Raw genomic sequence first — 26,968 nt, 5'->3', positions numbered from 1 at the left:
GGCCATTTTCATTGGCCGTTCGCTATCGGCCTATCTTTTCTGATTGGACAACTCGCCGAGGAGCTTCGTCATCTCGTCGTCGAGAGAGGGTGATGCCTTCGCCACCGGCTTGCTCGGCGTTTGGCTGAAGCGTGGCTCGTCGAGGGAAACCTCCAGCTCCTTCATCAGCGCATCGTCAATCGACTCGTGCTGTGCCGGCGGCTCGTATCTTGCCGGGGAGTCCTGTCTTGCCGGCGGCTGCGCATGCCGCGAGGCACTGGCGTTGACGGATCCATAACTTGGCAACGGCGTGACGTTCGATGCCGGTTTCGGCGCCGGCGCCGGCATTGTTGCCGGCATCGTCGCCGTCTGGCGGGCTCGGACAGGGGTCGCGGTTACGCTTGCCGGCTGCGGTGGCGCTTGCCTCACCGGCGCGGCTGTAGTCGAAGCAGACCTTGCTGCCGGCTGGTGGCCGTTGTCTCCGGTCAATGCCGGGCGCCGCAACGCCGAGAGCCTGATGTCGCGCTCGACGACGACATCGGTCGGACCACCGATCAATAGCAGGTGCTCGATATCGTCACGGCGCACCAGCACCAGCCGCCGGTGACTGTCGACCGCTGTGGCATCCATGACAGCCAGCCGCGTCTTGCGGTTCCTGCCGCCGGCGACGAATGTCCCGAACGTCAGGCTGCGGACCAGCCTGATGATAACAAGAATGATGAGCAGAAGGACAAGTACTGCAAACGTCCATAGGATTGCTGCGGCATAACCAGGACCCGCCACGCCATCCAGCCATTGCAGCATTGGTTCCCCCAAAATCAGCTTTCGAAGAGAAGCGACACTAGACTGTTGCGGCAGGCCACCGCAAGTTGCCTTTCACGCTTCGTGAACAGCTTGAAACGCCGGGAGCCGAACGGCGTCATTTTTAGCGGACATCTGCAGCCGGGCCTTTTCCCAACCCTGAGAATATGATTCAACCGACACCGGAATTCACGAGCAGGGGGCACATGGCCAAGGAAGCGCGCGGCGATTTCTATCCGGTACCTATCGTCGACCAGAACACGCGACCGGGAGCGGTCACCCGGCTCATCGTCTTCATCGTCGTCCTGACTGGGGCAGCGATCGTCTTCGGCCTTTTCCGCGAGCGCCTTGGCGATCCATTCCTGCTTGGCATGCTTGGCGTGCTGGCGATGATCGGCGTCGGCTTTCTATTCGCCACTGCGATCGGCTTCGTGCACATCACGCCGCGCTCGACAAGCGACGAACTGTCGAAAGCTTTCGTCGATTCGATGTCGCAAGGTCTCCTGGTCACCGACACCAAAGGCCGTATCATCTACGCCAACCGGACCTATGCCGATATGACGGGTGCCGAGTCGGCCGCCGACCTCAAGACCGTCGAAGGTTTGCTTTCAGACGTTCCCGAGGCCTCGGTGACCATATACCGGCTGGCGTCAGGCCTGCGGGACGGCCAGCCGGGCGACGGCGAGTTTCGGCTCGCGCAGTCCATTCGGCCAGGCGCCGAACCGGGCGCGCGCTGGTACCGCGTTCGGGCCCGCGCCTTCAGCGTTCCCGGCCAGCGGCTGCCCATGCTTGCCTGGCAGCTTGCCGATATCTCGCGGGAACGGGCCGAGCAGGAGCGGTTCTTTCTCGACCTGCAAAAGGCGATCGATCACCTCGACCATGCGCCGGCCGGTTTCTTTTCGGCCGACCAGGAAGGCCGCGTCACCTATATCAACGCGACTCTTGCGGAGTGGCTGGGCATCGACCTGGCCAGCTTCACTCCCGGCGCCATCACGCTGCCGGAGATCGTCGCCGGGGACGGCATGGCGCTGGTCCGTTCGGTCAAGGCCGACGCTGGTACCACGCGCAATGCCGTTATCGACCTCGATCTGACGACGATGACCGGCGAGGCGCTGCCGGTGCGCTTCATGCATCGTGTCTCGGCCAGCCGAGAGGGTCTCAACGGCCCGACTCGCACCATCGTGCTCAACCGGACGCAAGGCGAGGACGCTTCGGCCGACCTCCGCGCATCGGAAATACGCTTCACGCGGTTCTTCAACTCGACGCCGATGGCGATAGCCGGCGTCGACCATGCCGGCCGCATCCTGCGCACCAATGCGCCATTCCTGTCGCTGTTTTCCTCGGTCGTCGACCGCGACGCGGTCGATCGGCGTGTGCGGCTGGATACGGTGATCCACGAGCGCGACCGGCCGGCTTTCGCCGCGGCCTTTGAAAAGGCACGCCAGCAACAGGCTGACATCGAGCCGATCGATACGGTGCTGCCCGGCAATGAGGAGCGCCACATACGCTTCTACGTCAACGCGGTCGCAGACGGTACCGGTGGCGAGGGCGCCGAGGAATCGGCCATCGTCTATGCCGTGGAGACTACTGAGCAAAAGGCCCTCGAGGGCCAGATGGCGCAGAGCCAGAAGATGCAGGCGGTCGGCCAACTCGCCGGCGGCATCGCGCATGATTTCAACAATGTGCTGACCGCCATCATCATGGCCTCGGACCTGCTGTTGACCAACCACCGGCCGTCCGATCCGTCATTCCCGGACATCATGAACATCAAGCAGAATGCCAACCGGGCGGCCTCGCTGGTGCGGCAGTTGCTGGCCTTCTCGCGCAAGCAGACGCTGCGGCCGGAGGTGCTCAACCTGACCGACGTGCTCGCCGATCTCAGAATGCTGCTTGCCCGGCTGGTCGGCAACGATATCAAGCTCAAGATCGACCATGGCCGCGACCTGTGGCCGGTCAGGGTCGATATCGGGCAGTTCGAGCAAGTGGTGGTCAATCTGGTGGTCAATGCGCGCGATGCAATGCCGGCCGGCGGCGACCTCACGGTGCGCACCCGCAACGTCAGCGCCGGGGAATGCAAGACCTTTTCCTACCGCGAACTTACTCCGGCCGACTATGTGCTGGTCGAGGTCGAGGACAGCGGCAGTGGTATCGCGCCTGATGTGCTGAAAAAGATCTTCGAGCCCTTCTTCACGACAAAGGAGGTTGGCAAGGGAACTGGCCTCGGCCTGTCCATGGTCTATGGCATCATCAAGCAGACAGGCGGCTTCATCTTCTGCGATTCCGAAGTTGGCAAGGGATCCGTGTTCCGCATCTTCCTGCCGCGGCACATTGCGGAGGCAAGGAAGGCGGGCGAGGCTGGAGAAGTGCCGGCCGCTCCTGCCAAGATCGCCGACTCAGCCAAGGATCTGTCGGGCTCGGCCACGGTACTGCTGGTCGAGGACGAGGACGCCGTGCGCATGGGCGGCATGCGGGCGCTGAAATCGCGCGGCTACACCGTCCACGAGGCGTCGTCGGGCGTCGAGGCGCTTGAAGTCTACGAAGCGCTCGGCGGCAAGGTCGACGTCGTGGTGTCGGACGTGGTGATGCCGGAAATGGATGGTCCGACGCTGCTTGGCGAATTGCGCAAACGGCAGCCCGACATCAAGTTTATCTTCGTGTCCGGCTATGCCGAAGACGCGTTCGCCAAGAACTTGCCGGCCGACGCGCATTTCGGCTTCTTGCCGAAGCCGTTTTCGCTCAAGCAATTGGCCACGATCGTAAAGGACATGCTGGAATCCTGACCCTTCCAACGCTCCGCTTGCGCAATGTCGTGAGACTGCCATGATTACAGGCGAAACGGGCGGCGGGTTTTGGAAAGCATGCCGTGACGCCACACAACGAGGCTAGCAAAGGCGACTACGCAAGCACGGTGCTGCTGCCGGGCGACCCGCAGCGCGCTGAATGGATGGCGGAGACCTTTCTGGAAGCGCCGCGCTGCGTCAACCGCCGCCGCGGCGCGCTCGGCTTTACCGGGTTGTTTCGCGGCAAGCCTGTCAGCGTCCAGTCCACCGGCATCGGCGTCCCGTCGTTCCTGGTCTACGTGCACGAGCTGCTGGACTTCTACGGTGCGAAAACGTTGATCCGCACCGGCACCTGCGGCGGCCTGACCGCTGAGGTGGTGCTGCGCAGCCTGGTGATCGCGCAATCGGTGCGCGGCGAAAATGCGGAGAGCGGCCAGGTTTTTGGGCTCTATCGTGCCGATGCCGGCCCCGATCCTGCATTGTTGGCCCAGGCGTTGGCCCGGGCTGCGGAACTCGGCATCGACCATCGGGCCGGGCTGACCATCTGCAGCGATATTTTTTATCATCCGCTGGGGCGCGAACGCTTTGCCGAAGCACAGGCACAGGGGGCGCTCGCCGTGGATATGGAAACCAGCGCACTCTACCGCATTGCGGCCGATTTCGGCGCCCGGGCGCTGTCGATCCTGACCGTCGTCGACAATGTGGCAACCGGCGAGCAGACCGACTATTCCGAACGCCAGGGCCTTTTCACCGATATGACCCGGCTGGCGCTCGACATGGCGGCGGAGAGCTAGGCGGCTTCTACTTCGGAGTACGGAAGCTCGCCAGGTTCCGTACTTTTCAACGCTTCGTGCAGGTCGAGGCGGTAAAGGCGCCGTCTGGCTGCTTCATGATGATGTCGAAGGACGGGGTGGTTCCGCTTTCCAGCGTCGCCTGCGTAAGCGAGATCGAGTTGCCACCGCTGGTGTAGCCGCCCAGCGGACCCAGCCAGGTAATCACCCCGTCTGCATCCATCTGGTAGTTATAACTCTGCGGCGCGGTGCCGAAGCTAACCGGACCGCTATAGACGTTTCCCTTGATGGCGATGTCGCCGAGGCTGAGGAACATGCCTAGCAGATAGACTTCGCAATGATAGGAGCCGTCCGGCAGCTTGCCGTCGCTGAAGCCGGCGCGCGCTACGGTCGTCGTCGCCAGCAGAAGCATGGTGATGAAAATGCAAGACGTTCGGAAGGCCATGGCGTCGCTCGTTTAAGGGTTCGAACTTGCCCCATTTCGCTGCGGCGCTGCAATCCTCGCCAGCGCTCATATGATGCTGCTCAAAATTCGGGCATTGGCCTGTATATGAGTAAAACTTAGGCTGATACGAGTGATCTTTTCTCATTTCAAACTTGGCAAGCGAGGTTCATCTCCTGCGGCTAATACATTAACCGACTGACAGGGCTGGGAAATCTCAAACCCTCCGATCTTTCGCCGGTGATTGGCACAGCCGTTGCATGGTCTGTTCCGATGCAGTTAACCAGCTTGGGAGTTTAAAAGTATGAGGGGCAGTTTCTCGACAATAACAAAAATGTTTTCGGCCGGCGTGATCACCGCCGGCCTGCTGATGAGCGTTCCCGCCAAGGCGGCCGACGACACCATCAAGGTCGGCATCCTCCATTCGCTGTCGGGAACCATGGCGATCTCGGAGACAACGCTGAAGGACGCCATGCTGATGCTCATCGAAGAGCAGAATGCCAAGGGCGGCCTGCTCGGCAAGAAGCTCGAGGCGGTGGTCGTCGATCCGGCTTCCAACTGGCCGCTATTCGCCGAAAAGGCGCGCGAGCTGATCTCGAAGGACAGGGTCGCGGCGGTGTTCGGCTGCTGGACCTCGGTGTCGCGCAAATCGGTGCTGCCCGTGTTCAGCGAGCTCGACAACATCCTGTTCTACCCCGTCCAGTACGAAGGCGAGGAAAGCGAGCGCAACGTGTTCTACACCGGTGCGGCGCCGAACCAGCAGGCCATTCCCGCGGTCGACTATTTGATGAGCGAGGACGGCGGTTCGGTGAAGCGCTGGGTTCTCGAAGGCACCGACTACGTCTACCCGCGCACCACCAACAAAATCCTCGAGGCCTATCTGAAGGCCAAGGGCGTCGCTGCGGAAGACATCATGGTCAACTACACGCCGTTCGGCTTCTCCGACTGGCAGACCGAAGTTTCGGCGATCAAGAAGTTCGGCTCGGCCGGCAAGAAGACCGCCGTGGTCTCGACCGTCAATGGCGACGCCAACGTGCCGTTCTACAAGGAGCTCGGCAACCAGGGCATCAAGGCCGAGGACATCCCGGTCATGGCCTTCTCGGTCGGCGAGGAAGAGCTTGCCGGTCTGGACACTGCGCCGCTGGTCGGCCATCTCGCCGCCTGGAACTATTTCGAGAGCGTCGACACGCCCGAGAACGCGAAGTTCATCGCCGACTGGCACAAATTCATCAAGAACGACAAGCGCACCACCAACGACCCGATGGAAGCCCATTATATCGGCTTCAACATGTGGGTGAAGGCGGTCGAGAAGGCCGGCACCACCGATCCGGACAAGGTCATCGACGCCATGGTCGGCGTCTCGGTGCCGAACCTGACCGGCGGTTATTCGACGATGATGCCGAACCATCACATCACCAAGCCGGTGCTGATCGGCGAAATCCAGGCCGACGGCCAGTTCGAAACCGTCTCGCAGACGCCCGGCCTGGTGATGGGCGACGAGTGGTCCGACTATCTGCCTGACTCCAAGGACCTGATCTCCGATTGGCGCGCGCCTCTGTCCTGCGGCAACTTCAACGTTGCCACCGGCAAATGCGGCGGCAAGGGAACCAACTGATCCTCCCGGTCTGTCCTCCCAGACCCGCAAGCCTCCGGGCAGGCTCCTCCTCCAGCCTGCCCGGAGGCGACATTCAATCTTCAAGAGCCACCAGAAACCAATGATCCTGATCCGCGCGATTGGCCTGATGCTGCTCCTTCTCCTGGGGATGCTGCTGCCGTCGAACGCCAGCGAAGCAGATCTGCGCGTGGTCATCGCCAAATTCGCTACCGCCGCCAATTTTCCGGCGATAGAAGCCGTGGTGCGGGAGCTTGCGGCTTCCGGCGATCCGGCCGTAGAACGGCCGCTTGCCGCGCTTGCGGAGGGCAGCCTTTACGTGCGCAAGGCCGATTCACTGGTCTTTGTCGGCAAGGAGAGCGGCGACGGCATCGAGCTGCTCGATGCGCTTACCGGCGAAAGATCGGGCGAAGCTGCCAAGGCCGACATCACCAAGATCAAGGTCAACAACACGCTGCGCCGCGTTATCCGCGATGCGCTGGGCACACTGACGCTTGGCTCCAAGGATCCGGCCGTGCGCATTGCCGCCGCCGACACAATGTTCAAGACGCCGGACGCGGCAAACATCGAGCCGCTCGACACCGCGATCGCAAATGAGAGCGTGGCAAGCGTCAAGGCGCTGCTAGAACAGGCCCGCGCCGCGTCGATTCTCGTTTCCGACAGGCCGGAGACCGACAAACTGGGCGCGATCGCGCTCATCGGTGCGCGCGGCGACCGCGATGCGGTGTCGCTGCTCACGTCGGTAGAGGCCAGTTCCGAAGGTGCGGTGAAGGACGCGGCGACGGCTGCGATCGCCAACATCAATTCGACGCTGGCGCTGTGGGATGCCGGCCAGAATATCTGGTATGGCATATCGCTTGGATCGGTGCTGCTGCTGGCGGCGATTGGCCTTGCCATCACTTTCGGCGTCATGGGCGTCATCAACATGGCGCATGGCGAGATGGTCATGCTCGGCGCCTACACGACCTTCGTCGTGCAGGAGGTTATCCGCAATTCCTTTCCCGGCCTGTTCGACTGGTCGCTGGTCATCGCCCTGCCGCTGGCCTTCCTGGTGGCGGCGCTCGTCGGCCTTGTCATCGAGCGCGGGCTGATCCGCTACCTCTACGGTCGGCCGCTGGAAACCCTGCTGGCGACATGGGGTGTGTCGCTGATCCTGCAGCAGGCCGTACGCACCATGTTCGGACCGACCAACCAGGAGGTAGGCAACCCGTCCTGGATGTCCGGCTCGTTCAATATCGGCCAGCTTGCCGTGACCTGGAACCGACTCTGGATCCTGGTATTCGCGCTCGGCGTGTTCGCGGTGCTGCTCTACGTGATGAAACGCACGCCCTGGGGGCTGCAGATGCGTGCCGTCACCGCCAATCGCCGCATGGCTGCCTCGATGGGCATCAGGACGCCGTGGGTGGACGCCCTGACGTTTGCACTCGGCTCCGGCATTGCCGGCATCGCCGGTGTCGCGCTCAGCCAGATCGACAACGTCTCGCCCAATCTCGGCCGCGGCTACATCATCGACAGCTTCATGGTCGTCGTTTTCGGCGGTGTCGGCAATCTTTGGGGCACGCTGGTCGGCGCTTTCTCGCTCGGCATCGTCAACAAGTTCCTCGAACCTTATGCCGGAGCAGTGCTCGGCAAGATCGTCGTCCTGGTGCTGATCATCCTGTTCATCCAGAAACGGCCGCGCGGTCTGTTCGCGCTAAAGGGCCGGTCGGTGGAAGCATGATCACGGGACGCTTCTTTGCCGCCGGCGCCGACCGCCGCGTCGCCATCACCATCTTCATCCTGCTGGCGGTTGCAATCGTCGTGCCGCTGCTCAATCTTGCGGTCTCGCCGACAAGTGCGTTTTACGTGCCGTCCTATATCGTCGCGCTCACCGGCAAATACCTCTGCTACGCACTGCTCGCCTTGGCGCTCGATCTCGTCTGGGGCTATTGCGGCATCCTCTCGCTCGGCCACGGCGCCTTCTTCGCACTCGGCGGCTATGCGATGGGCATGTATCTGATGCGCCAGATCGGCTCGCGCGGCGTCTACGGCAATCCGCTGCTGCCGGATTTCATGGTGTTCCTTAACTACAAGGAATTGCCATGGTTCTGGTATGGTTTCGACCATTTCTGGTTTGCCGCGATCATGGTGCTTGCGGTGCCCGGCCTGCTCGCCTTCGTCTTCGGCTGGTTTGCCTTCCGCAGCCGCGTCACCGGCGTCTACCTGTCGATCATCACCCAGGCGATGACCTATGCGCTGCTGCTTGCGTTTTTCCGCAACGACATGGGTTTCGGCGGCAACAACGGCCTGACTGATTTCAAGGACATTCTAGGGTTCAACGTGCAGGCCGACATGACGCGGTCGGCGCTGTTCGCGGCCAGCGCCGTCATGCTGGCGTTTGCCGTCTTCGTCACCTGGGCAATCGTCGGTTCCAAGTACGGCAAGCTTTTAATGGCGGTGCGCGATGCCGAGAGCCGCACGCGCTTTCTCGGCTGGCGGGCGGAGAACGTCAAACTGTTCGCCTTCACCGTGTCGGCGGTGATGGCCGGCATCGCCGGTGCGCTTTACGTGCCGCAGGTCGGCATCATCAACCCTGGCGAATTCGAGCCGTCCAATTCGATCGAGGTGGTGGTGTGGGCGGCCGTCGGCGGGCGCGGCACCATCGTCGGGCCGATCATCGGCGCGCTTCTGGTCAATGCCGGTAAATCCTGGTTCACCGGCGTGCTGCCGGAATTCTGGCTGTTTGCGCTGGGCGGACTGTTTGTCGCCGTCACGCTGTTCCTGCCCAAGGGCATCATCGGCATGTGGGATTCCTGGCGCGGCAACGCCAAGGCGCTGCGGGCGGCCTCGGTTGCCGAGGAAGTCGGCATCGATCCCGATGCGCCGGTGCCGCCGAAAACCGACCGCTCGGCGGCGAGAAGGCCGGGCGACTGGTCGGCCTCCGGCGCCGAACCGCAGCCGGCGGAGTGATGGCCTGATGTCGAAGAGCAACACCATCCTCTATCTCGACGGCGTGTCGGTTTCCTTCGACGGGTTTCGCGCTATCAACAACCTTTCGCTGGTGCTCGACAAGGGCGAGATGCGGGCGATCATCGGCCCCAACGGCGCCGGAAAGACGACGATGATGGACATCGTCACCGGCAAGACGCGGCCCGACGCGGGTGAAGTTTTCTTCAACGGTGAGGTCGACCTAACCAAACACGACGAGGCCGAAATCGCCATGATGGGCATCGGCCGTAAATTCCAGAAGCCAACGGTCTTCGAAAGCCACACGATCGAGGACAATCTGATGCTGGCGCTGAAAGGCCCGCGCTCGATCTTCCCGGCACTGTTCCACCGTCGCTCGGCCGCGGACGTGCGGCAGATCGACGACATCCTCGGCATCATTCGGCTTGGCGACAAGCGTGACGAACTCGCCGCCAATCTGAGCCACGGCCAAAAGCAATGGCTCGAGATCGGCATGCTTCTGGCGCAGGATCCGAAGCTGCTGCTGGTCGACGAACCGGTTGCCGGCATGACCGACGCCGAGACCGAGGAAACCGCGCGGCTGCTCAGGGACATCGCGCGCGACCATTCTGTCATCGTCGTCGAGCACGACATGCATTTCGTGCGCGAGCTCGGCGTCAAGGTCACCTGCCTGCACGAAGGCTCGGTGCTTTCCGAGGGCAGTCTCGACTTCGTTTCGGCCGACGAGCGCGTCGTCGAAGTCTATCTGGGGAGATGAACATGGTCTGGCGCGTTCCGTTCTATCATTTCGATCTTTCGTTCTTCACGCGTTGGAGAAAGCGCTGACCATGCTCGAAGTCTCCAATGCCGCGCTGCACTACGGCGCTGCCCAGGCGCTGCGCGGCGTCTCGCTGAAGGCCGGCGCCGGCAAGATCACCTGCGTGCTCGGCCGCAACGGCGTCGGCAAGACCAGTTTGATGAGATCGATCGTCGGCCATCACCGGCTGACGAGCGGAAGCGTTGCCTTCGAGGGGAAGGCGCTCGACCGGAGCGCGGCGTATGATCGCGCCCGGTCGGGCATCGCATTCGTGCCGCAGGGCAGGGAGATATTTCCGCTGCTTACGGTGCGGGAAAACCTCGAATCGGGTTTTGCGCCGTTGAAGCGCGCCGATCGCAACATTCCCGGTCACGTCTTCGAATTGTTTCCGGTGCTGAAGCAGATGCTCGCGCGCCGCGGCGGCGATCTTTCCGGCGGCCAGCAGCAGCAGCTTGCCATCGGCAGGGCGCTGGTGATGCGGCCGAAGCTGCTGGTGCTCGACGAGCCGACCGAAGGCATCCAGCCGTCGATCATCAAGGACATCGGCCGCGCCATCCGGTATCTGCGCGACCAGGCCGGTATCGCCGTGCTTCTGGTCGAACAATATCTCGACTTCTGCCGGGAATTGGCCGACGAGGTCAACATCATGGACCGCGGTCAGATCGTCCATACCGGCCCCGCCGAGGATCTCGACCGGGCGGACGTCCGCAAATTCCTGACTGTCTGAATTCTTATTGATTCCATTACTTTGCAACTCTGGCGCGCTGCAGATTGCGTGCTAGATTTTGCTTGGCCTTGGTGAGTCGGCCGCTTTCCGTACCAGTTTCAACTTGGCAGATCAGGGGAAGGCGCGGCTGCGTCCGCACGCTTGCGCGCAAGCCCTTCCAGCGATCTGTTGTCGTCCAACATTTCGGGTGCTTGGGAGCCAGGGCCAGTCAATGGAGCGCTATGTCGAGGACTACCAGAAACGACGGCTCACGGAGCGCGTCGACATCCTGACAGCCATCAACATTCTGAAATCGCAGGGGTATGACCACGACGAACTCATCGCGGAGATCACCAAGGTCTTCTATGTCGATCTCGATGCCTTTAACGAGATCGTCAGGGTTGATCGGCGTCCGGACGAACGCGCCGCATAGCCGGTAGTTTAGGACCAAGCCAGGCGGACCACCGACAGCGGGGCGTCAGCCTGCGACCCGCTTCATCAGCGCGATGGCGCCGAATGGAGCGCGGACCTTGCCCTCGGTGATGAAGTAGACGAACACATCGCGTGGCTTGACCGGCGCGTCGGTTGAAGGATCGGCGCGCGACAGGTCGGCCGGCACCTTGCCTTCCGCCCAGGTTTTTGCGCGCGCCGCCCATTCGTCGAGCGCCTTTGGCGTATAGCAATCGGGATTGTCGTCGCTGCCGGTCTGCAGCCGCGCATAGATGAAATCGCCGGTAACGTCGGCAATCCCCGGATATCTGGCGTGGTCGGCATAGACGATGGCGGCCTTGTGCTTTCGCGCCAAGGCGGCGAACTCCGGCACGATGAAGCTGTCGTTGCGCACCTCGACCGCGTGGCGCAGCGCAACGCCGTCCTGCTTTTCCGGCAACAGCTTGAGGAAGGCCTCGAAATCGTCCGGGTCGAATTTCTTGGTCGGCGCGAACTGCCACAGGATCGGCCCGAGCTTGTCGCCAAGTGCCGCGACGCCCGACCCGAGGAAGCGCATGATCGATTCCCCGGCCTCGCCGAGCACGCGGCGGTTGGTGACGAAGCGGTTGCCCTTCAGCGAATAGACGAAACCATCCGGCGCCTCGTTGGCCCATTTGACGAAGGTCGGCTCCTTGAAGCTCGAATAATAGGTGCCGTTGACCTCGATAGTGAGCACCTGCCGGCTGGCATAATGCAGTTGCTTGGCCTTCGACAATTTGTCCGGGTAGAAGGACGTGTCCCACGGCTCGAAGGTCCAGCCGCCCATGCCGGCGCGGATTGTTCCTGATTGAGTCATGGTCGTCCTCCCGGTTTGCAGAAAAGGATCACGCGATGGCGGTCGTCTCGACGGCTTTCGCCATGTCGACGACCGTCCATCCTGGCCGATATGGATTGGGCCGGCGACCCGTTTCGCGAAAGCCGTAGGCCTTATACAACGAAACGTTCCGTTCCATTCTGGCATTGGTGTAGAGTCGGATTTCCGGCAAGCTCCACAGGCGCGTCTGTTGCTCGGCCCAGTCGAGCAGCCCGATGCCGAAACCCTTGCCCTGAAAGGCGGGCGCAACGGCGACGCTGAAGATCATTGTATGGTCCGCATGTCGTTCGAGAACGATCAAGCCGGCCGGCTGTCCGTCCTGCTCCGAAAGCCAGACCTCGCCGCGTTCTATGCGCGGCGCGTAGTCCTCGGTGACAGGGATCGGCGGTGCGCCGAGCAGGGCAGTGTAGGGCGCGTAGGCGTCGGTGGTGAGCGAGATCACCGTGGGGAGATCATCGGCCCGAGCGGCTCTCATGATCAAAACTGGCCCGCGCCGGCAGCGGCCGCAATCACCTTGTCCATGCCGGCCGCTATCGCGGCGACGGCATTGCGACTGGCGTCGCCCAAGCCGTGGCGCTCAGCGAGCCAGTGCGCGTCATTGTAGGAGAGCCAGACCTTGCCTTGCTTATCCTCCCAAGCCAGTGCCTTGACCGGCAGATCGATGCCGGCAAGCTGCCGGTCCTGCATCAGCGGCGTCCCGCCTTTCGGGTTGCCAAAAATCAGAAGCTGGGTCGGACGCAGGGAAGCTTCGACACTGCGCGCACCGGCGGCGTGGTCAATGCGGGCGAAGACCAGCAATCCTGCACCTTCCACAGTCCCGACCAGGCGATCGATCGTCTCGGCCACGCCGAAGCGGCTTTGGACCGTGATGAGACCGTTCTTTGCCATCACTCCGCCGCTTCGCGCTTGCCTCCGGGGCGCCGCTCCAGCAATTCCCTCAGGAACTGGCCGGTATAGCTGCGTTTTTCGCGGACGATGTCCTCCGGCGTGCCGGACGCTACCAGCTCGCCGCCGCCGTCGCCACCTTCGGGGCCAAGATCGAGCACCCAGTCAGCGGTCTTGATCACCTCTAGATTGTGCTCGATGACGACGACCGTGTTGCCCTGGTCGACCAGCTCGTGCAGCACTTCAAGCAGCTTGGCGACGTCGTGGAAATGCAGGCCGGTGGTTGGCTCGTCGAGGATGTAGAGCGTCTTGCCGGTCGCCTTGCGTGATAGTTCCTTGGCGAGCTTGATGCGCTGCGCCTCGCCGCCCGACAAAGTCGTTGCCTGCTGGCCAACATGGATGTAGCCGAGGCCGACCCGTTTCAGCGTCTCCAGCTTGTCGCGCACGCCGGGCACGGCGGCGAAGAAATCGACGCCTTCTTCGACCGTCATGTCGAGAACGTCGGCGATCGATTTGCCCTTGAACAGGACGTCGAGCGTCTCGCGATTGTAACGCTTGCCGTGGCAAACGTCGCAGGTGACGTAGACATCGGGCAGGAAGTGCATCTCGATCTTGATGACGCCATCGCCCTGGCAGGCTTCGCAGCGGCCGCCCTTGACGTTGAACGAGAAGCGGCCCGGCTGGTAGCCGCGCGCCTTGGCCTCCGGCAGGCCGGCGAACCAGTCGCGGATCGGCGTGAAGGCGCCGGTATAGGTGGCGGGGTTGGAGCGCGGGGTGCGCCCGATCGGCGACTGGTCGATGTCGATGACCTTGTCGAGGAATTCCAACCCCTCGATGCGGTCGTGCTCGGCCGGATGCTCGCGCGAGCCCATGATGCGGCGCGACGCCGCCTTGAACAGGGTCTCGATCAGGAAGGTCGACTTGCCGCCGCCGGATACGCCGGTGACGGCGGTAAACGTGCCGAGCGGGATTTCGGCGGTGACGTTCTTCAGGTTGTTGCCGCGCGCGCCGACGACCTTCAGCCGGCGGTTCTTCTTGGCCTCGCGGCGCCGTGCCGGCGTCGCCACTTCGAGCTCGCCCGACAGGTATTTGCCGGTGATCGAAGCGGGCGTCGCCATGATCTGCTGCGGCGTGCCCTGGGCGATGATGTGGCCGCCATGGATGCCGGCCGCCGGGCCGATATCGACGACGTAGTCGGCATGCAGGATGGCGTCCTCGTCATGCTCGACGACGATGACCGTGTTGCCGATGTCGCGCAGATGCTTCAGCGTGTCGAGCAGGCGGGCGTTGTCGCGCTGGTGCAGACCGATCGACGGCTCGTCCAGCACGTAAAGTACGCCGGTCAGGCCGGAGCCGATCTGCGACGCCAGACGGATGCGCTGGCTCTCACCGCCCGACAACGTGCCGGAGTTGCGCGACAGCGTCAAATAGTCGAGACCGACATCGTTGAGGAAGCGCAGCCGCTCCCGGATTTCCTTGAGCACGCGCACCGCAATCTCGTTCTGCTTGTCGTTGAGCGAAGCGGGCAGATCGGTGAACCACTGGTCGGCCTTGCGGATGGACAGCTCGGTGACCTCGCCAATGTGCTTGCCGGCGATCTTGACCGCGAGCGCCTCGGGCTTCAGCCGATAGCCGCGGCAGGCCGGGCAGGGCGTGGCCGACATGAAGCGCTCGATCTCCTCGCGCATCCAGGCGGATTCCGTTTCCTTCCAGCGGCGCTCAAGGTTGGGGATGACGCCCTCGAAGGTTTTCGTCGTCTTGTAGGAGCGCAGGCCGTCATCGTAATGGAAGGTGATTTCGCGCTCGCCGGTGCCGTGCAGGACGGCTTGCTTTGCCTCCTCGCTCAAATCCTTGAACTTGTCGCCGAGCTTGAAGCCATAGGCGACGCCCAGCGCTTCCAGCGTCTGCGCATAGTAGGGCGAGCTCGACTTCGCCCAAGGGCTGACGGCGCCGGCGCGCAGCGAGACATTCTCGTCGGGCACGACCAGGCTGGCATCAATGGCGCGTTGGCTGCCGAGCCCGTCGCAGGTCGGGCAGGCGCCGAACGGATTGTTGAAGGAGAACAGCCTGGGCTCGATCTCGGGAATGGTGAAGCCGGACACCGGGCAGGCGAACTTTTCCGAGAACAGCATGCGTTCATGCGTCTCGTTCTTCGATTTGTTGACCGAATCCTCGCCGGTCTGGCTGGCGTCGAGCGGCTTGTCGGCAAATTCCGCCACCGCCAGCCCGTCGGCCAGCTTCAGCGCGGTCTCGATGGAATCGGCGAGCCGCGTCGCCAGATCGCCGCGCACGACGATGCGGTCGACGACGACGTCGATGTCGTGCTTGTACTTCTTGTCCAGCGCCGGCACGTCGGCGATCTCATAGAAGACGCCATCGACCTTGACGCGCTGAAAACCCTTCTTCTGCAGCTCCAGCAGTTCCTTGCGGTACTCGCCTTTGCGGCCGCGCACCATCGGCGCCAGAATGAACAGCCGGGTGCCTTCCTCGACAGCAAGCACCCGGTCGACCATCTGCGAAACCGTCTGGCTCTCGATCGGCAGGCCGGTGGCCGGTGAATAGGGTACACCGACGCGGGCGAACAAAAGCCGCATATAATCGTAGATCTCGGTGACGGTGCCGACCGTCGAACGTGGGTTCTTCGAGGTGGTCTTCTGCTCGATGGAAATGGCCGGCGACAGGCCGTCGATCTGGTCGACGTCCGGCTTCTGCATCATTTCGAGGAATTGCCGTGCATAGGCCGAAAGGCTCTCGACATAGCGGCGCTGGCCCTCGGCGTAGATGGTGTCGAAGGCAAGCGACGACTTGCCCGACCCCGACAGGCCGGTCATGACGATCAGGCTGTCACGCGGCAGGTCGAGATCGACATTCTTCAGATTGTGTTCGCGTGCCCCGCGAATGGAGAGATATTTATGGTCGGCCATCGCCGGTCGCCGCCTCAGAATCTGGAATTCGTGGGATGGGCGGGTTTTCCCGACCACCCCCTATGTAGGTAATTTCGCCGCCTTTTCGAGAGACGCCACAACTCTCGACCAAAGCGTTTAACCGCCTTTCGCGCGAACGGGCAAGCGGAAAGAACAAAGGCCGAACACGCTCCTGACAAAAGCTGCCCGTGAGGCCGGCTTCACAAAGCGTCTCGCGATCACATTTTTCGGCAACCCGGCTATTCAAGGTTGACGTCCCCGCGTCATGGGGGCAGAATCCAATTGTCAACGAAGCCGGCCGTCTTTCGATGGCCTCGCGGCCTGGGGCTAGCCTGCGAGACGCCGCGGGTTATGCGATGAGCGCTTCGACGACAGTCGCAACGAACAGAAGGAGAGCAGAGGCATGACTCCACCGGATTGTTCCTTGAGGCTCCACGTGTCGCTGGAGCCGCGGCAGGTATAAGTAGCCAGGTCAGGCGTTTAGCGCTACCTGCCCACGTTGGCCTGCCGATCCCCACAACAATCAGAGACTGCTAGTCGGATCGTCGGCTGAACGCCGCGAAGCATCCGAAATAAAAAGCCGGCAGTACACTCCCGGCAATTTGGATTTCAGATCCAAGAAAGCCCCGTCAGTTGCAAAGCAGTGGCGGGGCTGTTCGTTTGAAGCGCAATATTTGTGGTTCACACCAGGCGAACTTAGCGGCTGGAGGGCCTGATCCCGCCGGTAGCGACATCAATGGTGATGCTACCGGAAATCCGAACGTCGGTATCGCCAATCTTGAAGGTGCCGTTGCCGCTGCCTAGAGCCATATCGTCAGGCTCAGGCCGCGGCGCTGGCTCGGCGATGCGATAATCGCTGGTCACACCGGGCAGAGCGCGCTTTTGCGAAGACGTCGAATTATCTTGGGCAAGTGCCATACCCACCAGCATGTTCGTGCCGGCAACGGTAGCGATGGCAAGGCATAACAGGCTGGATGAGCGGCTGGCGGTCATCGCCGGACTATAGTGCCGCGATAGCGGCAAGACCAGACCGATGGCGCTGAAATTGCGGGCGCTCAATCGCCTCAGTTCCGTCCGCCGGCCCGGCTCGTTCATGCGGCCTGCTTGCGAGTGTCGAAAACATGGTCGACGAGGCCCCAATCCTTGGCCTCCTGCGCGGTCATGAAAAAGTCGCGGTCGAGCGTGCGTTCCACTTCTTCGTAGGTGCGGCCGCAATGGCGGGCGTAAAGATCGGTCATGCGCCGCTTGGTGCGAAGGATGCCCTCGGCATGGCGCTGGATATCGGAGGCCTGGCCCTGGAAACCGCCGAGAGGCTGATGCAGCACGATGCTGGTGTTGGGTAGCGCGATGCGCCGCCCCGGTGTGCCGGCCATCAAAAGGAACGAGGCCATCGAGGCGGCGAAGCCCATACAAACCGTGGAGACCGGGCAACTGATATACTGCATCGTATCGTAGATCGCGAAACCGCTGGTCACCACGCCGCCCGGCGAGTTGATGTAGAGCGAGACCTCCTTGTCGGGATTGTCGGATTCCAACGACAGAAGCTGGGCGCAGACCAGCGCTGAGGTGCCGTCATCGATCGGGCCGTTGATGAAGACGATGCGCTCGCGCAGCAGCCGCGAAAATATGTCGAAGGCACGTTCGCCGCGGCTCGACTGCTCGATCACCATCGGCACCAGATTGGCAAGGCCGCTCATCGGTTGTCTCCGTTGACTGTTGTCGTTCAGGCCGCGCGCAGGAAGAGGCGCGGGGTGTTTGCGGCGATCTGCTTGTGCCTGGGAGTGTGCGCGTCAAAGGAAAGCCGGCAACCGGCGCCTGCCATCGCGATCTCCGGCACTGCTGCCCGAGCAAAACCATCATGGACGATGCGCAGATGCGTGCCGCCGGAAACGGTGCGGTCGAGCGTAAAGGTGACGATGCTGTCCACTGGGCTGTCGTTCATTGCGCTGTCCAGGGGATTGCCGGGCGGCACCTGCGTATCGCCGGGCGCCGGCCGCTCCCGCCAGGAATAGCGCAGCAGCCGTCCGGGATCCGCGTCGAGGATTTCGCACTCGATCGGCGCATTCGGCGCTTTAAAGGCAAAGCGGTTGCCGATTTCGGGCTTGATGTCGTTCGGCATCATCCAGGCCGCGAGCAGGTCCGGCACCGTCAGCGCCCGCCACACCTGTTCCGGCGGTTCGGGCAGCTCGCACTCGAACTCGATCTTGTCTGCGGCCATTTCGGCGCGTTCTTTGCCTCGGTTGGTCATTGGTCCATGTCCTTCAAAACCGTCTTGAGCCTTTCGATGCGCTCTGGCCAGAACGCACGGTAGCGTTCGATCCAGCCGAGCAGTGGCGCAAGCCCCTTCGGATCGACGCGGTAATAGGCGTTGCGACCGGCCCGGCGCTCGACCACGAGGCCGGCGCCGCGCAGCACTGCGAGATGTTGCGATACCGCCGGCTGCGATACCGGTATGCCAGTGCGCAGTTCCGACACCGTCATCTCGCCGTCGGCGAGCCGCTCATAGACGGCGCGACGCGTTGGATCCGCTAGTGCCCGAAAAATGTCTGCTTCGATCATGCCGAAAGCATAAGTAAATACTTATCGGTTTGGCAAGCCGTGTTTTTTAAGACAGGCGGTATTTTTTAAGACAGGCGAGGTTTTACAAACTCGCTGGAAGCCAGCGTCTCACCATGTCGGGGGATCCGTTGAACGTCGCCTCGAAAACTGGTGACGCGAGCACAGCATGAATATGAAGCAATTCGGAGCCGACGTTTCGGAAGCCATGTTGCCTGTACGCGGCGACAACAAGCGACTGTCCGGCAGTCAAGACGAGATGCTCTTCGTCGATCCACATCTCGGCCCTGCCAGCGATGACGGTAAGTACTTCCTCGACCGGGTGCCAATGTGTCGGGGCGCCAACGGTGGGTTCGACCCATTGTTCAAACATGCAAAGTTGAGTTGCGCCGTTGCGGGCAGAGACATGCATGCGGGTCTTTACTCCCGTCCGCCACTCTTCTTGCGGCTGATCGTTATGCGCAACCATCTTCATGCGTTCGCCTCGATCCCATGGTCTGTGGAAATTCGACGCCAAGACACTACTTCTTACTGACAACTATTGACAGTGCAGGGCCTGTCCTATAGAACGAAAAGAGAACAAAAACCTTGTGGGAAAAGGCAGCGACGGCAGGCAGGGATTGTCCATAGCCTGTAAGGTGCGGCGACAAAAATTCGGTTTCGGATGAGCGCGGAGAAGTATCATGGCGGGTAGCGTCAACAAGGTCATTCTGGTGGGCAACCTCGGGGCGGACCCTGAAATCCGCCGCCTGAATTCGGGTGACCCGGTCGTCAACATCCGCATCGCGACGTCGGAAAGCTGGCGCGACAAGACGTCCGGAGAGCGCAAGGAAAAGACCGAGTGGCACAATGTCGTGATCTTCAACGACCAGATCGCCAAGGTGGCCGAGCAGTATCTGAAGAAGGGCATGAAGGTCTATGTCGAGGGCCAGCTGCAGACGCGCAAATGGCAGGACCAGACCGGCAATGACCGCTATACGACCGAAATCGTGTTGCAGAAATTCCGCGGCGAGCTGCAGATGCTCGATGCGCGGGGCGAGGGCGGCGGCCAGGTCGGCAACTATGCCGGTGGTGGTGCGAGCCGCGGTTCCGATTTCGGCCAATCCGGCCCGGGCGAAAGTTTCAATCGCGGTGGCGCCAACAAGGGCGGCGGCGGTGGTTCGTCGCGCGAGCTGGACGACGAAATCCCGTTCTGATTTCTCGGGCGGACTGCCCTTGCGGCGAAAAGCGCCGGCACCTTGGCCACGAAATGGCGTCCCGAAAATCTGTCTTGGATTTTCGGGACGTTGTGCGTTTGAGCGGTGAAAGGACGTATCAGGTGAAGGCAAGGGTCAAATGGGTCGAGGAGCGCACTTTCGTTGGCGAGTCCGCCAATGGGCACAAGCTGGTGCTAGGCACTGCGTTCGGGCCGGAGGGCAAGACGCCGGGGCCGAGCCCAATGGAACTGGTGCTGATCGGCACTGGCGGCTGCTCGGCCTATGACGTGGTCCATATCCTCGAAAAGGGGCGCGAGGCGGTCGAAGATTGCGTGGTCGAACTCGATGCCGACCGAGCAGAAGCCGATCCCAGGGTGTTCACCCGCATTCACATGCATTTTGTCGTCAAGGGCCGGTCGCTATCACACGACAAGGTGAAGCGGGCGATCGGGCTTTCGATCGAGAAATACTGCTCGGCCTCGGCAATGATGGCCAAGACTGCCGAGATTACCCACGACTTCGAAGTCATTGAAACGACAGCGAAGTAGGGCTGTTCCTACGTCGCCATCAGCGCCTTGATGCCGTCGGCGACGAACTGTACGGCGAGCGCCGCCAGGATGACGCCGAGCAGCCTTGTCAGGATCGAACGGCCGGTTTGGCCGAGGATACGGTCGATGCGCTCTGACAGCACGAACACCAGGTAGGTGATGACGAGGCAGATGGCGATGATGCCGACAAGGGCTGTCTGCGCGCCCAAACCCTGAAACGAGCTTGAGAGCAGGACGGTCGCCGAAATCGCGCCGGGACCGGCAATGAGCGGGATCGCCAGCGGAAAGGCGGCGATGTTGTGGATCATGTCCCTGGTGATGGCGACGTCGCCGATCTTCTCCTTGCGGTCCTGCCGGCGCTCGAACACCATTTCGAAGGCGATGAAGAACAGCAGAAAGCCGCCGGCGACGCGGAAGGCCGGCAGAGTGATGCCGAAGACTGACAGGATCGACGCGCCGGCGATTGCGAACAACGCCATTACCAGGAAGGCGATGACCGAGGCGCGCACGGAGACCTGGTTGCGCTCCTCGCGGTTCATGCCGCGGGTCACGGCGAGGAAGAGCGGCGCCAGGCCGGGCGGATCGATCGTCACCAGTATGGTGACGAAGGCGTTGAACAGGCTGTCGAAGCTCGGCATGCTGACCCTCCCCGCCGGCAAAGCCGGATAACGGGATTGGTAGAGCAAAGCGGAGCCAGTGGAAACCGTGCGGATCAGGGGCTGACGGCCCGGCGCGCCAGAAACTCGACTTCAAGACGCCAGGTAGCGCCGTCGTCCTGTGAGCGTTCGCCCAGCCAGCGGAACGAATTTTCGGTGATGCGCGAAAAGCTCCAGCGCACAGCAGATCCGGTGCCGTCTGCGCCTTGCTGGATGATGGTGTCGCCCTCGGCACGGCCGAGCTGGCGGCTGTAGTACTGATTGCGCGGATCGCTCCAGAAGATGTGCCAGGCGTCAACGCCGGGATCGTAGACGCGCAACGTCGTGCCATAGAAGGTCCATTTGCCGAGCGAGGGCGAGGGGCCGGCGTCACGGGCAGGCAGGATCCATACGTCCTGGATCGCGCGGCCTTCGAGCACCCAGCCGAAATGCACTTCGCCGCGCCCGGTCAGCACCTGACCGTCCTCGAGATGGCGCGTGGCGTCGAACGTCCAGGCGCCGACGAAGCGGCCATAAAGATTCAGTTTCTCGGCAAGGGCCGGTACGGGCCCATCGCTGTGCAGGACCTTGGCAAAGGAATTGGACATGGCTTCGCTCTCATCTTGTCAGGAGACCGGCAAGCATAGACGCCGACAGGGGTTCTGCGCTTGGGAAAAGTTGCTATGTTTCGGCGATGACGACGAGCGCGCACAGGCTGGCGTCGGGCCGAGGCTGGCAGGTGTCGGATGTCATCTGCACCGCCAGCGCCGCCGACAGGCCATTCGAGGAGGAGCATCGGGATTTCTGCGTTGCCGCCGTAACCAACGGCACCTTCCGCTATCGTGCGCGCGAGGGCACGGCGATGCTGGCGCCGGGCGCGCTCCTGCTCGGCAATCCCGGCACATGCTACGAATGCGGGCACGAGCATGGCGCCGGCGACCGTTGCCTCTCCTTCCATTTCGGACCGGCCTATATGGAGCGGATCGTCGCCGACGTGCCGGGCGCCAAGACGCTCGATTTCGGAACGCCGCGCCTGCCGCCCTTGCCGGCGCTGGTGCCGCTGCTTGCCGAAGCGGAGGCGGCGCGCGAGATGGCCGACACCGGCGTGTTCGAGGAACTCGCCCTGCGCATTGCCGGTGCCGCGGTAACTGCGGCTTGCAGCGCTACGGATCGGGGACGGACGCCGAGCCGCCGTGACCAGAAGCGTGTCGCCGAAGCGGTGCGGCGCATCGAAGTCGATGCCGACCGGCCGATCTCGCTTGCCGAACTCGCCGACGAGACCGCCACCAGCCCTTACCATTTCCTGCGCACCTTCCGGCACGTTGCCGGTATAACGCCCTACCAATTCCTGCTGAGAGCGCGGCTGCACAGGGCAGCCGTGCGGCTGCGGACGTCGGATCAGACGATTTCGGCGATTGCCTTTTCGGCGGGATTCAACGATCTATCAACCTTCAATCGCCGTTTCCGGCGGCTGATGGGCGAGGCGCCGGGTACTTATCGCGCCCGCCGGCGACGCCCGTGAAAGGGTACACGGCCATATCGTCGCAATTGGTTTATCCTTTTGAATTTGCCGCTAAAAACCACACTGGAAAACTGCCGCGATTGTTGGAGTTTCAGGCTGGCTTCCTATATAAGCACCAAGTGATTCCTGATTAGATTGTGATCCGATTTGACCGACCAAAAGACACCGCGCGGCGCCGACGGCGGCCCCACCGGCATCGAGCCGATATCCATCATCGAGGAGATGCAGCGCTCCTATCTCGATTACGCCATGAGCGTGATCGTCAGCCGCGCGCTGCCGGACGTGCGCGATGGCCTCAAGCCGGTGCATCGCCGCATCCTCTACGCCGCCTATGAGAGCGGCTATCACTGGAACCGCAAATATGTGAAATCGGCACGCCCGGTCGCCGACGTGATGGGTAAATATCATCCGCATGGCGACGCCTCGATCTACGACGCTTTGGTGCGCATGGCGCAGGATTGGTCGCTGCGCGTGCCGCTGATCGACGGGCAGGGCAATTTCGGCTCGATCGACGGCGATCCGCCGGCGGCGATGCGCTACACGGAATCGCGGCTGACCAAGGTCGCGCATGAGTTGCTGGAAGACATCGACAAGGACACCGTCGATTTCCAGGACACTTACGATGCGTCGGGCAGCGAACCGAAAGTCCTGCCGGCGCGCTTCCCGAACCTGTTGGTCAACGGCTCCGGCGGTATCGCCGTCGGCATGGCCACCAACATCCCGCCGCACAATCTGGGCGAGGTCTGCAACGGCGCCATTGCCCTCATCGATAATCCGGCGATCGACCTTCCGGCGCTGATGGAGATCATTCCGGGACCGGATTTCCCGACCGGCGGCATCGTGCTTGGCCGTTCCGGCATCTACAGCGCCTATTCGACCGGCCGCGGCTCCATCGTCATGCGCGGCCGCGTCAACGTCGAGGCGCGCGGCAACGATCGTGAATCGATAGTCATCACCGAGGTTCCCTATCAGGTGAACAAGGCGTCGATGATCGAGAAGATGGCCGAGCTGGTGCGCGACAAGCGCATCGAAGGCATTTCCGACATTCGCGACGAGAGCGACCGCCAGGGCTACCGCGTCGTCATCGAACTGAAGCGCGACGCCGTCGCCGATGTCATCCTCAACCAGCTTTACCGCTTCACCCCGCTGCAGACGTCCTTCGGCGCCAACATGGTGGCACTGAACGGCGGCAAGCCGGAATTGCTGACGCTGACCGACATGCTGAAGGCGTTCGTCGCCTTCCGTGAGGAGGTGATCAGCCGGCGCACGAAATTCCTGCTGCGCAAGGCGCGCGACCGCGCCCATGTGCTGGTCGGCCTTGCCATCGCTGTTGCCAACATCGATGAAGTCATCAAGCTGATCCGCAGCGCTCCGGATCCGCAGACGGCGCGCGAGCAGTTGATGGAGCGGCGCTGGCCTTCGGGCGACGTGGAATCGCTGATTCTTCTGATCGACGATCCGCGCCATCGCATCAACGAGGATGGTACCTACAATCTCTCCGAGGAGCAGGCGCGCGCCATCCTCGAACTGCGCCTGCAGCGCCTGACCGCGCTCGGCCGCGACGAGATCGCCGACGAGCTGAACACGATCGGCGACGAGATCAAGGACTACCTGGACATCCTCTCGTCCCGCGCCCGCGTCCAGCAGATCGTCAAGGACGAGCTCATCGCCGTGCGCGACGAGTTCGGCACGCCGCGCCGCACCGAGCTCGCCGAGGGCGGGGCGGACATGGAAGACGAGGACCTGATCCAGCGCGAGGACATGGTCGTCACGGTCAGCCATTCCGGCTACATCAAGCGCGTGCCGCTGTCGCTCTACCGGGCGCAGCGCCGCGGCGGCAAGGGCCGCTCCGGCATGTCGACCAAGGAAGAGGATTTCGTCACCCGGCTGTTCGTCGCCAACACGCACACGCCGGTGCTGTTCTTCTCCTCGCGCGGCATCGTCTACAAGGAAAAGGTCTGGCGCCTGCCGATCGGCAACCCGCAATCGCGCGGCAAGGCGCTGATCAATATGCTGCCGCTCGAACAGGGCGAGCGCATCACCACGATCATGCCGCTGCCGGAGGATGAGACGAGTTGGGGCGAGCTCGACGTCATGTTTGCCACCACGCGCGGTACCGTGCGTCGCAACAAGCTGTCGGACTTCGTCCAGGTCAACCGCAACGGCAAGATCGCCATGAAGCTGGACGAGGAAGGCGACGAGATCCTCGGCGTCGAGACCTGCACCGACAATGACGACGTGCTTTTGACGGCAAGTTCCGGCCAGTGCATCCGCTTTCCGGTCAGCGACGTACGCGTCTTCCAGAGCCGCAATTCGGTCGGCGTGCGCGGCATTGCGATGGCAGATGGCGACCGGGTGATCTCGATGGCGGTGATCGAGCATGTCGATGCGCCGCCGGCGGAGCGTGCCGCCTACCTCAAGCGGGTGGTGGCCGAACGCCGGCTCGCTGCTGACATCGCGGCCGGCGAGGAGGAAGAAATCCAGCTCACCAATGAAGAGGTCGGCGAAGAGGCAGAGCTTTCCGACGACCGCTATGAATTCCTCAAGGCGCACGAGCAGTTCGTGTTGACGGTGACGGAATATGGCTACGGCAAGCGTTCATCGTCCTACGATTTCCGCCTGACTGGCCGTGGCGGCAAGGGTATTCGCGCCACCGACGTCTCGAAAACGGCCGAAATCGGCCGCCTAGTGGCGACCTTCCCGGTCGGCAATGACGATCAGATCATGCTGGTTTCGGATGGCGGCACCGTTATCCGTGTTCCAGTGAACGGCATTCGTTTCGCCAGCCGCGCCACCAAGGGCGTTACCATCTTCAATACCGCTGAGGGCGAGAAGGTCGTTTCGGTCGAGCGAATTTCAGAACCGCAAGCGGATGAAGAGATCGAAGAGAATGCTGAAAGCGGCGCTGTTGCCGATGCCGATGGTAGGGAGCCCGATACTTCCGTCGAGTGAGTTTGGCACGACGACGCCAGCCCTGTGGGCCGGCGTGTGAAGACACCCGCAATCTAGAAGCGGCGATAAGGCCTGCGGTTGCCGAAGCCCTCGAACCGCTTGGTATTGGCCTTGGCGCGGACGCGCTGTGCTTCCTGATGCAACCCGAATAGGGTGGCGATCAGCATGGCGACGGTCATTGCGGTGGCGAGCATGTAGATCAGCATGTGCGTGTTCTCCTGCGCCTAACAACGATTAGATGGGTGTTTGGTTTCATCTCCTGCAGCTGCAACTTAGTGAACACTGCGTGAAGCTGTTGTGAGCGGCACATTCATCTGTCGTTCACGTCGGCCAAAAGGTTCACGGCGCGGGCTGGCGATCGGATTTGCCTTTAGGAGAGAGGCTCGCTAGAAGCACCTGCCATGACCGAACGCATCGCCCTTTATGCCGGCTCTTTCGACCCGCTGACCAACGGCCATCTCGACGTGCTGAAGGCGTCGCTGGCCGTGGCGGATACAATCTATGCGGCGATCGGCATCCATCCCGGCAAGAAGTCGTTATTTTCCTTCGAGGAACGGGTTGGCCTGATCGAAACGGCCGCGAAGGCGGAATTCGGCAGCGACGGTGCGCGTATCAAAGTAGTCGCCTTCGACGGGTTGGTAATCGACGCGGCCAGGAAGCATGGCGCCTCGATCATGATCCGCGGCCTGCGCGACGGCACCGACCTTGACTATGAGATGCAGATGGCCGGCATGAACGAGACTATGGCGCCGGAGCTGCAGACGGTGTTCCTGCCCGCCAGCCCTTCAGTGCGCACCATTACCGCCACACTTGTGCGCCAGATAGCTTCGATGGGAGGCGACATCCGCCCCTTCGTGCCGGCGGCCGTGGCCGGCGCGCTCACCGCCAAATTCGCGAAATAAATGCATGTCACCCAAAAGTGGAACCCGGCTCCGGGTAACGACATGCATGAACGAAGATATTCGGAGAAAGATCCCATGCAGCTGAAAAAGCTTGCCTTCTTGCTTGCCGTGCTTGCCGGTCTTGTGACCGCATCCGTGTCGGCCTTTGCCGCCGATCCGGAAAACACCATGATCGTAACGCTGAAGGACGGCGACGTGACCATCGCGCTGAGGCCCGACCTTGCGCCGAAGCACGTCGCGCAGATCAAAAAGCTGGTGCGCCAGGGCGCCTACGACAACGTCGCCTTTCACCGCGTCATTGACGGGTTCATGGCGCAGACCGGCGACGTCAAGTTCGGCAACATGAAGAGCGGCTTCAATGCCGACGCTGTCGGCACCGGCGGCTCCGATCTTCCTGACCTGCCGGCCGAATTCTCCAGCACCGAGCACTACCAGCGCGGCGTGGTCGGCATGGCCCGCTCCGACGATCCGAATTCCGCCAATTCGCAATTCTTCATCATGTTCGCGCCGGCACCGCCGCTCGATGGCCAGTACACCATCGTTGGCAATGTCGTCAGCGGCATGGAGTTGGTGGACCACATCAAGAAAGGCGACGAGGCGCAGAACGGCACGGTGACCGACCCCGATCGCATGATCAAGGTGCGCATCGCCGCGGACGGCAAGTAACCCCAATTGTTCAAAAGGATATTTCT

The 26,968-nt window shown here is 62.3% G+C and carries 28 protein-coding genes; 14 read left to right on the top strand and 14 right to left on the bottom strand.

The window, feature by feature from the left end; all coding sequences use genetic code 11:
- Positions 1-30: 30 nt before the first annotated feature.
- Positions 31-783, bottom strand: a complete 753-nt coding sequence (locus tag NKH99_RS19700) for a hypothetical protein (RefSeq protein WP_352816456.1) — start codon at positions 781-783, stop codon at positions 31-33.
- Between the two features lie 203 nt (positions 784-986).
- Between NKH99_RS19700 and cckA the strand changes: the two genes are divergently transcribed.
- Both cckA and NKH99_RS19690 read left to right on the top strand, forming a co-directional pair.
- Complete coding sequence (gene cckA / locus NKH99_RS19695; protein WP_352742617.1) at positions 987-3,560, top strand: cell cycle histidine kinase CckA; 2,574 nt, start codon at positions 987-989, stop codon at positions 3,558-3,560.
- An 83-nt stretch (positions 3,561-3,643) separates the two neighbouring features.
- The gene (locus NKH99_RS19690) at positions 3,644-4,354 is read left to right on the top strand and encodes a purine-nucleoside phosphorylase (RefSeq protein ID WP_352448746.1); all 711 of its coding nucleotides are present in this window, start codon (positions 3,644-3,646) and stop codon (positions 4,352-4,354) included.
- A gap of 46 nt (positions 4,355-4,400) precedes the next feature.
- Here NKH99_RS19690 and NKH99_RS19685 read toward each other — a convergent pair whose 3' ends face one another.
- The gene (locus NKH99_RS19685) at positions 4,401-4,796 is read right to left on the bottom strand and encodes a hypothetical protein (protein ID WP_352448747.1); all 396 of its coding nucleotides are present in this window, start codon (positions 4,794-4,796) and stop codon (positions 4,401-4,403) included.
- 301 nt (positions 4,797-5,097) lie between these two features.
- Here NKH99_RS19685 and urtA point away from each other — a divergent pair, with 301 nt between their 5' ends.
- From urtA to NKH99_RS19655, 6 genes are all read left to right on the top strand, one after another.
- Positions 5,098-6,408 carry an urea ABC transporter substrate-binding protein gene (gene urtA, locus NKH99_RS19680; protein WP_353015070.1) on the top strand — a complete coding sequence of 437 codons (1,311 nt, stop codon included), beginning with the start codon at positions 5,098-5,100 and terminating at the stop codon, positions 6,406-6,408.
- Positions 6,409-6,508: 100 nt separating this feature from the next.
- Positions 6,509-8,125 (top strand): urea ABC transporter permease subunit UrtB, encoded by a 1,617-nt coding sequence (gene urtB, locus NKH99_RS19675; RefSeq protein WP_352816657.1) that lies wholly within the window; start codon positions 6,509-6,511, stop codon positions 8,123-8,125.
- Entirely contained in the window at positions 8,122-9,354 is a 1,233-nt protein-coding gene (gene urtC / locus NKH99_RS19670; RefSeq protein WP_352455696.1) for an urea ABC transporter permease subunit UrtC, read from the top strand. Before urtB ends, urtC begins: the two co-directional genes overlap by 4 nt.
- Positions 9,355-9,361: 7 nt before the next feature.
- The gene (gene urtD / locus NKH99_RS19665; RefSeq protein ID WP_023674855.1) at positions 9,362-10,108 is read left to right on the top strand and encodes an urea ABC transporter ATP-binding protein UrtD; all 747 of its coding nucleotides are present in this window, start codon (positions 9,362-9,364) and stop codon (positions 10,106-10,108) included.
- A gap of 70 nt (positions 10,109-10,178) precedes the next feature.
- On the top strand, positions 10,179-10,874 hold the full coding sequence (urtE, locus tag NKH99_RS19660) for an urea ABC transporter ATP-binding subunit UrtE (protein ID WP_352682903.1): 696 nt from the start codon (positions 10,179-10,181) through the stop codon (positions 10,872-10,874).
- Positions 10,875-11,085: 211 nt separating this feature from the next.
- Complete coding sequence (locus tag NKH99_RS19655; RefSeq protein ID WP_023674857.1) at positions 11,086-11,286, top strand: hypothetical protein; 201 nt, start codon at positions 11,086-11,088, stop codon at positions 11,284-11,286.
- A gap of 45 nt (positions 11,287-11,331) precedes the next feature.
- Here the strand turns inward: NKH99_RS19655 and NKH99_RS19650 are convergent, their stop codons facing one another.
- From NKH99_RS19650 to NKH99_RS19610, 9 genes are all read right to left on the bottom strand, one after another.
- A complete protein-coding gene (locus NKH99_RS19650; RefSeq protein ID WP_353015067.1) occupies positions 11,332-12,138 on the bottom strand; it encodes a DUF72 domain-containing protein in 807 nt (268 codons plus the stop codon).
- A gap of 28 nt (positions 12,139-12,166) precedes the next feature.
- Complete coding sequence (locus NKH99_RS19645) at positions 12,167-12,637, bottom strand: GNAT family N-acetyltransferase (protein WP_352833104.1); 471 nt, start codon at positions 12,635-12,637, stop codon at positions 12,167-12,169.
- Positions 12,634-13,044 (bottom strand): DUF302 domain-containing protein, encoded by a 411-nt coding sequence (locus NKH99_RS19640; protein WP_352448755.1) that lies wholly within the window; start codon positions 13,042-13,044, stop codon positions 12,634-12,636. Before NKH99_RS19640 ends, NKH99_RS19645 begins: the two co-directional genes overlap by 4 nt.
- Positions 13,044-15,965, bottom strand: a complete 2,922-nt coding sequence (uvrA, locus tag NKH99_RS19635; RefSeq protein WP_352766661.1) for an excinuclease ABC subunit UvrA — start codon at positions 15,963-15,965, stop codon at positions 13,044-13,046. The genes NKH99_RS19640 and uvrA overlap by 1 nt, the downstream gene beginning before the upstream one ends.
- Positions 15,966-16,661: 696 nt before the next feature.
- Positions 16,662-17,024 carry a hypothetical protein gene (locus NKH99_RS19630; protein WP_353015064.1) on the bottom strand — a complete coding sequence of 121 codons (363 nt, stop codon included), beginning with the start codon at positions 17,022-17,024 and terminating at the stop codon, positions 16,662-16,664.
- A 32-nt stretch (positions 17,025-17,056) separates the two neighbouring features.
- The gene (locus NKH99_RS19625) at positions 17,057-17,662 is read right to left on the bottom strand and encodes an ATP-dependent Clp protease proteolytic subunit (protein ID WP_352455702.1); all 606 of its coding nucleotides are present in this window, start codon (positions 17,660-17,662) and stop codon (positions 17,057-17,059) included.
- A 26-nt stretch (positions 17,663-17,688) separates the two neighbouring features.
- On the bottom strand, positions 17,689-18,213 hold the full coding sequence (locus tag NKH99_RS19620) for an SRPBCC family protein (protein ID WP_352682875.1): 525 nt from the start codon (positions 18,211-18,213) through the stop codon (positions 17,689-17,691).
- Positions 18,210-18,524 carry an ArsR/SmtB family transcription factor gene (locus tag NKH99_RS19615; protein ID WP_352448759.1) on the bottom strand — a complete coding sequence of 105 codons (315 nt, stop codon included), beginning with the start codon at positions 18,522-18,524 and terminating at the stop codon, positions 18,210-18,212. Before NKH99_RS19615 ends, NKH99_RS19620 begins: the two co-directional genes overlap by 4 nt.
- 82 nt (positions 18,525-18,606) lie before the next feature.
- Positions 18,607-18,996 (bottom strand): cupin domain-containing protein, encoded by a 390-nt coding sequence (locus NKH99_RS19610; RefSeq protein ID WP_352471700.1) that lies wholly within the window; start codon positions 18,994-18,996, stop codon positions 18,607-18,609.
- 208 nt (positions 18,997-19,204) lie between these two features.
- Here NKH99_RS19610 and NKH99_RS19605 point away from each other — a divergent pair, with 208 nt between their 5' ends.
- Positions 19,205-19,717, top strand: a complete 513-nt coding sequence (locus NKH99_RS19605) for a single-stranded DNA-binding protein (RefSeq protein ID WP_352448761.1) — start codon at positions 19,205-19,207, stop codon at positions 19,715-19,717.
- A 122-nt stretch (positions 19,718-19,839) separates the two neighbouring features.
- Positions 19,840-20,265, top strand: a complete 426-nt coding sequence (locus NKH99_RS19600; protein WP_352682870.1) for an OsmC family protein — start codon at positions 19,840-19,842, stop codon at positions 20,263-20,265.
- A gap of 8 nt (positions 20,266-20,273) precedes the next feature.
- On the opposite strand, the gene NKH99_RS19595 is transcribed toward NKH99_RS19600, so the two are convergent.
- The gene (locus NKH99_RS19595; RefSeq protein WP_023674869.1) at positions 20,274-20,903 is read right to left on the bottom strand and encodes a MarC family protein; all 630 of its coding nucleotides are present in this window, start codon (positions 20,901-20,903) and stop codon (positions 20,274-20,276) included.
- 74 nt (positions 20,904-20,977) lie between these two features.
- On the bottom strand, positions 20,978-21,508 hold the full coding sequence (locus tag NKH99_RS19590) for a hypothetical protein (RefSeq protein WP_352471699.1): 531 nt from the start codon (positions 21,506-21,508) through the stop codon (positions 20,978-20,980).
- Positions 21,509-21,594: 86 nt separating this feature from the next.
- Here NKH99_RS19590 and NKH99_RS19585 point away from each other — a divergent pair, with 86 nt between their 5' ends.
- Positions 21,595-22,422 carry a helix-turn-helix transcriptional regulator gene (locus NKH99_RS19585; RefSeq protein ID WP_353015062.1) on the top strand — a complete coding sequence of 276 codons (828 nt, stop codon included), beginning with the start codon at positions 21,595-21,597 and terminating at the stop codon, positions 22,420-22,422.
- A 147-nt stretch (positions 22,423-22,569) separates the two neighbouring features.
- Complete coding sequence (gene gyrA, locus NKH99_RS19580) at positions 22,570-25,374, top strand: DNA gyrase subunit A (protein WP_352471697.1); 2,805 nt, start codon at positions 22,570-22,572, stop codon at positions 25,372-25,374.
- Positions 25,375-25,427: 53 nt separating this feature from the next.
- Here the strand turns inward: gyrA and NKH99_RS19575 are convergent, their stop codons facing one another.
- The gene (locus NKH99_RS19575) at positions 25,428-25,580 is read right to left on the bottom strand and encodes a hypothetical protein (RefSeq protein ID WP_352502504.1); all 153 of its coding nucleotides are present in this window, start codon (positions 25,578-25,580) and stop codon (positions 25,428-25,430) included.
- 195 nt (positions 25,581-25,775) lie between these two features.
- On the opposite strand from NKH99_RS19575, the gene coaD reads away from it, so the two are divergent.
- A complete protein-coding gene (gene coaD, locus NKH99_RS19570; protein ID WP_353015060.1) occupies positions 25,776-26,276 on the top strand; it encodes a pantetheine-phosphate adenylyltransferase in 501 nt (166 codons plus the stop codon).
- 75 nt (positions 26,277-26,351) lie between these two features.
- Positions 26,352-26,942, top strand: a complete 591-nt coding sequence (locus tag NKH99_RS19565) for a peptidylprolyl isomerase (protein WP_352471695.1) — start codon at positions 26,352-26,354, stop codon at positions 26,940-26,942.
- Positions 26,943-26,968: the final 26 nt, after the last annotated feature.

This window comes from Mesorhizobium sp. M0854 (genome assembly GCF_040319815.1).
In the GTDB taxonomy this organism is placed as follows: Bacteria; Pseudomonadota; Alphaproteobacteria; order Rhizobiales; family Rhizobiaceae; genus Mesorhizobium.
Note: the sequence above shows the minus strand (reverse complement) of the source record. Positions and strands in the feature narration are given on the sequence as shown.

Coding starts and splice junctions, on each gene's coding strand:
- NKH99_RS19655 (WP_023674857.1), top strand. CDS start 11,086: ATGGAGCGCTATGTCGAGGACTACCAGAAACGACGGCTCACGGAGCGC.
- NKH99_RS19585 (WP_353015062.1), top strand. CDS start 21,595: ATGACGACGAGCGCGCACAGGCTGGCGTCGGGCCGAGGCTGGCAGGTG.
- NKH99_RS19685 (WP_352448747.1), bottom strand. CDS start 4,796: ATGGCCTTCCGAACGTCTTGCATTTTCATCACCATGCTTCTGCTGGCG.
- NKH99_RS19700 (WP_352816456.1), bottom strand. CDS start 783: ATGCTGCAATGGCTGGATGGCGTGGCGGGTCCTGGTTATGCCGCAGCA.
- urtA (WP_353015070.1), top strand. CDS start 5,098: ATGAGGGGCAGTTTCTCGACAATAACAAAAATGTTTTCGGCCGGCGTG.
- urtC (WP_352455696.1), top strand. CDS start 8,122: ATGATCACGGGACGCTTCTTTGCCGCCGGCGCCGACCGCCGCGTCGCC.
- NKH99_RS19610 (WP_352471700.1), bottom strand. CDS start 18,996: ATGAAGATGGTTGCGCATAACGATCAGCCGCAAGAAGAGTGGCGGACG.
- urtE (WP_352682903.1), top strand. CDS start 10,179: ATGCTCGAAGTCTCCAATGCCGCGCTGCACTACGGCGCTGCCCAGGCG.
- NKH99_RS19625 (WP_352455702.1), bottom strand. CDS start 17,662: ATGAGCGGCCTTGCCAATCTGGTGCCGATGGTGATCGAGCAGTCGAGC.
- NKH99_RS19615 (WP_352448759.1), bottom strand. CDS start 18,524: ATGATCGAAGCAGACATTTTTCGGGCACTAGCGGATCCAACGCGTCGC.
- NKH99_RS19650 (WP_353015067.1), bottom strand. CDS start 12,138: ATGACTCAATCAGGAACAATCCGCGCCGGCATGGGCGGCTGGACCTTC.
- NKH99_RS19565 (WP_352471695.1), top strand. CDS start 26,352: ATGCAGCTGAAAAAGCTTGCCTTCTTGCTTGCCGTGCTTGCCGGTCTT.
- NKH99_RS19640 (WP_352448755.1), bottom strand. CDS start 13,044: ATGGCAAAGAACGGTCTCATCACGGTCCAAAGCCGCTTCGGCGTGGCC.
- urtB (WP_352816657.1), top strand. CDS start 6,509: ATGATCCTGATCCGCGCGATTGGCCTGATGCTGCTCCTTCTCCTGGGG.
- NKH99_RS19620 (WP_352682875.1), bottom strand. CDS start 18,213: ATGACCAACCGAGGCAAAGAACGCGCCGAAATGGCCGCAGACAAGATC.
- NKH99_RS19595 (WP_023674869.1), bottom strand. CDS start 20,903: ATGCCGAGCTTCGACAGCCTGTTCAACGCCTTCGTCACCATACTGGTG.
- NKH99_RS19590 (WP_352471699.1), bottom strand. CDS start 21,508: ATGTCCAATTCCTTTGCCAAGGTCCTGCACAGCGATGGGCCCGTACCG.
- NKH99_RS19575 (WP_352502504.1), bottom strand. CDS start 25,580: ATGCTGATCTACATGCTCGCCACCGCAATGACCGTCGCCATGCTGATC.
- urtD (WP_023674855.1), top strand. CDS start 9,362: ATGTCGAAGAGCAACACCATCCTCTATCTCGACGGCGTGTCGGTTTCC.
- coaD (WP_353015060.1), top strand. CDS start 25,776: ATGACCGAACGCATCGCCCTTTATGCCGGCTCTTTCGACCCGCTGACC.
- cckA (WP_352742617.1), top strand. CDS start 987: ATGGCCAAGGAAGCGCGCGGCGATTTCTATCCGGTACCTATCGTCGAC.
- uvrA (WP_352766661.1), bottom strand. CDS start 15,965: ATGGCCGACCATAAATATCTCTCCATTCGCGGGGCACGCGAACACAAT.
- NKH99_RS19605 (WP_352448761.1), top strand. CDS start 19,205: ATGGCGGGTAGCGTCAACAAGGTCATTCTGGTGGGCAACCTCGGGGCG.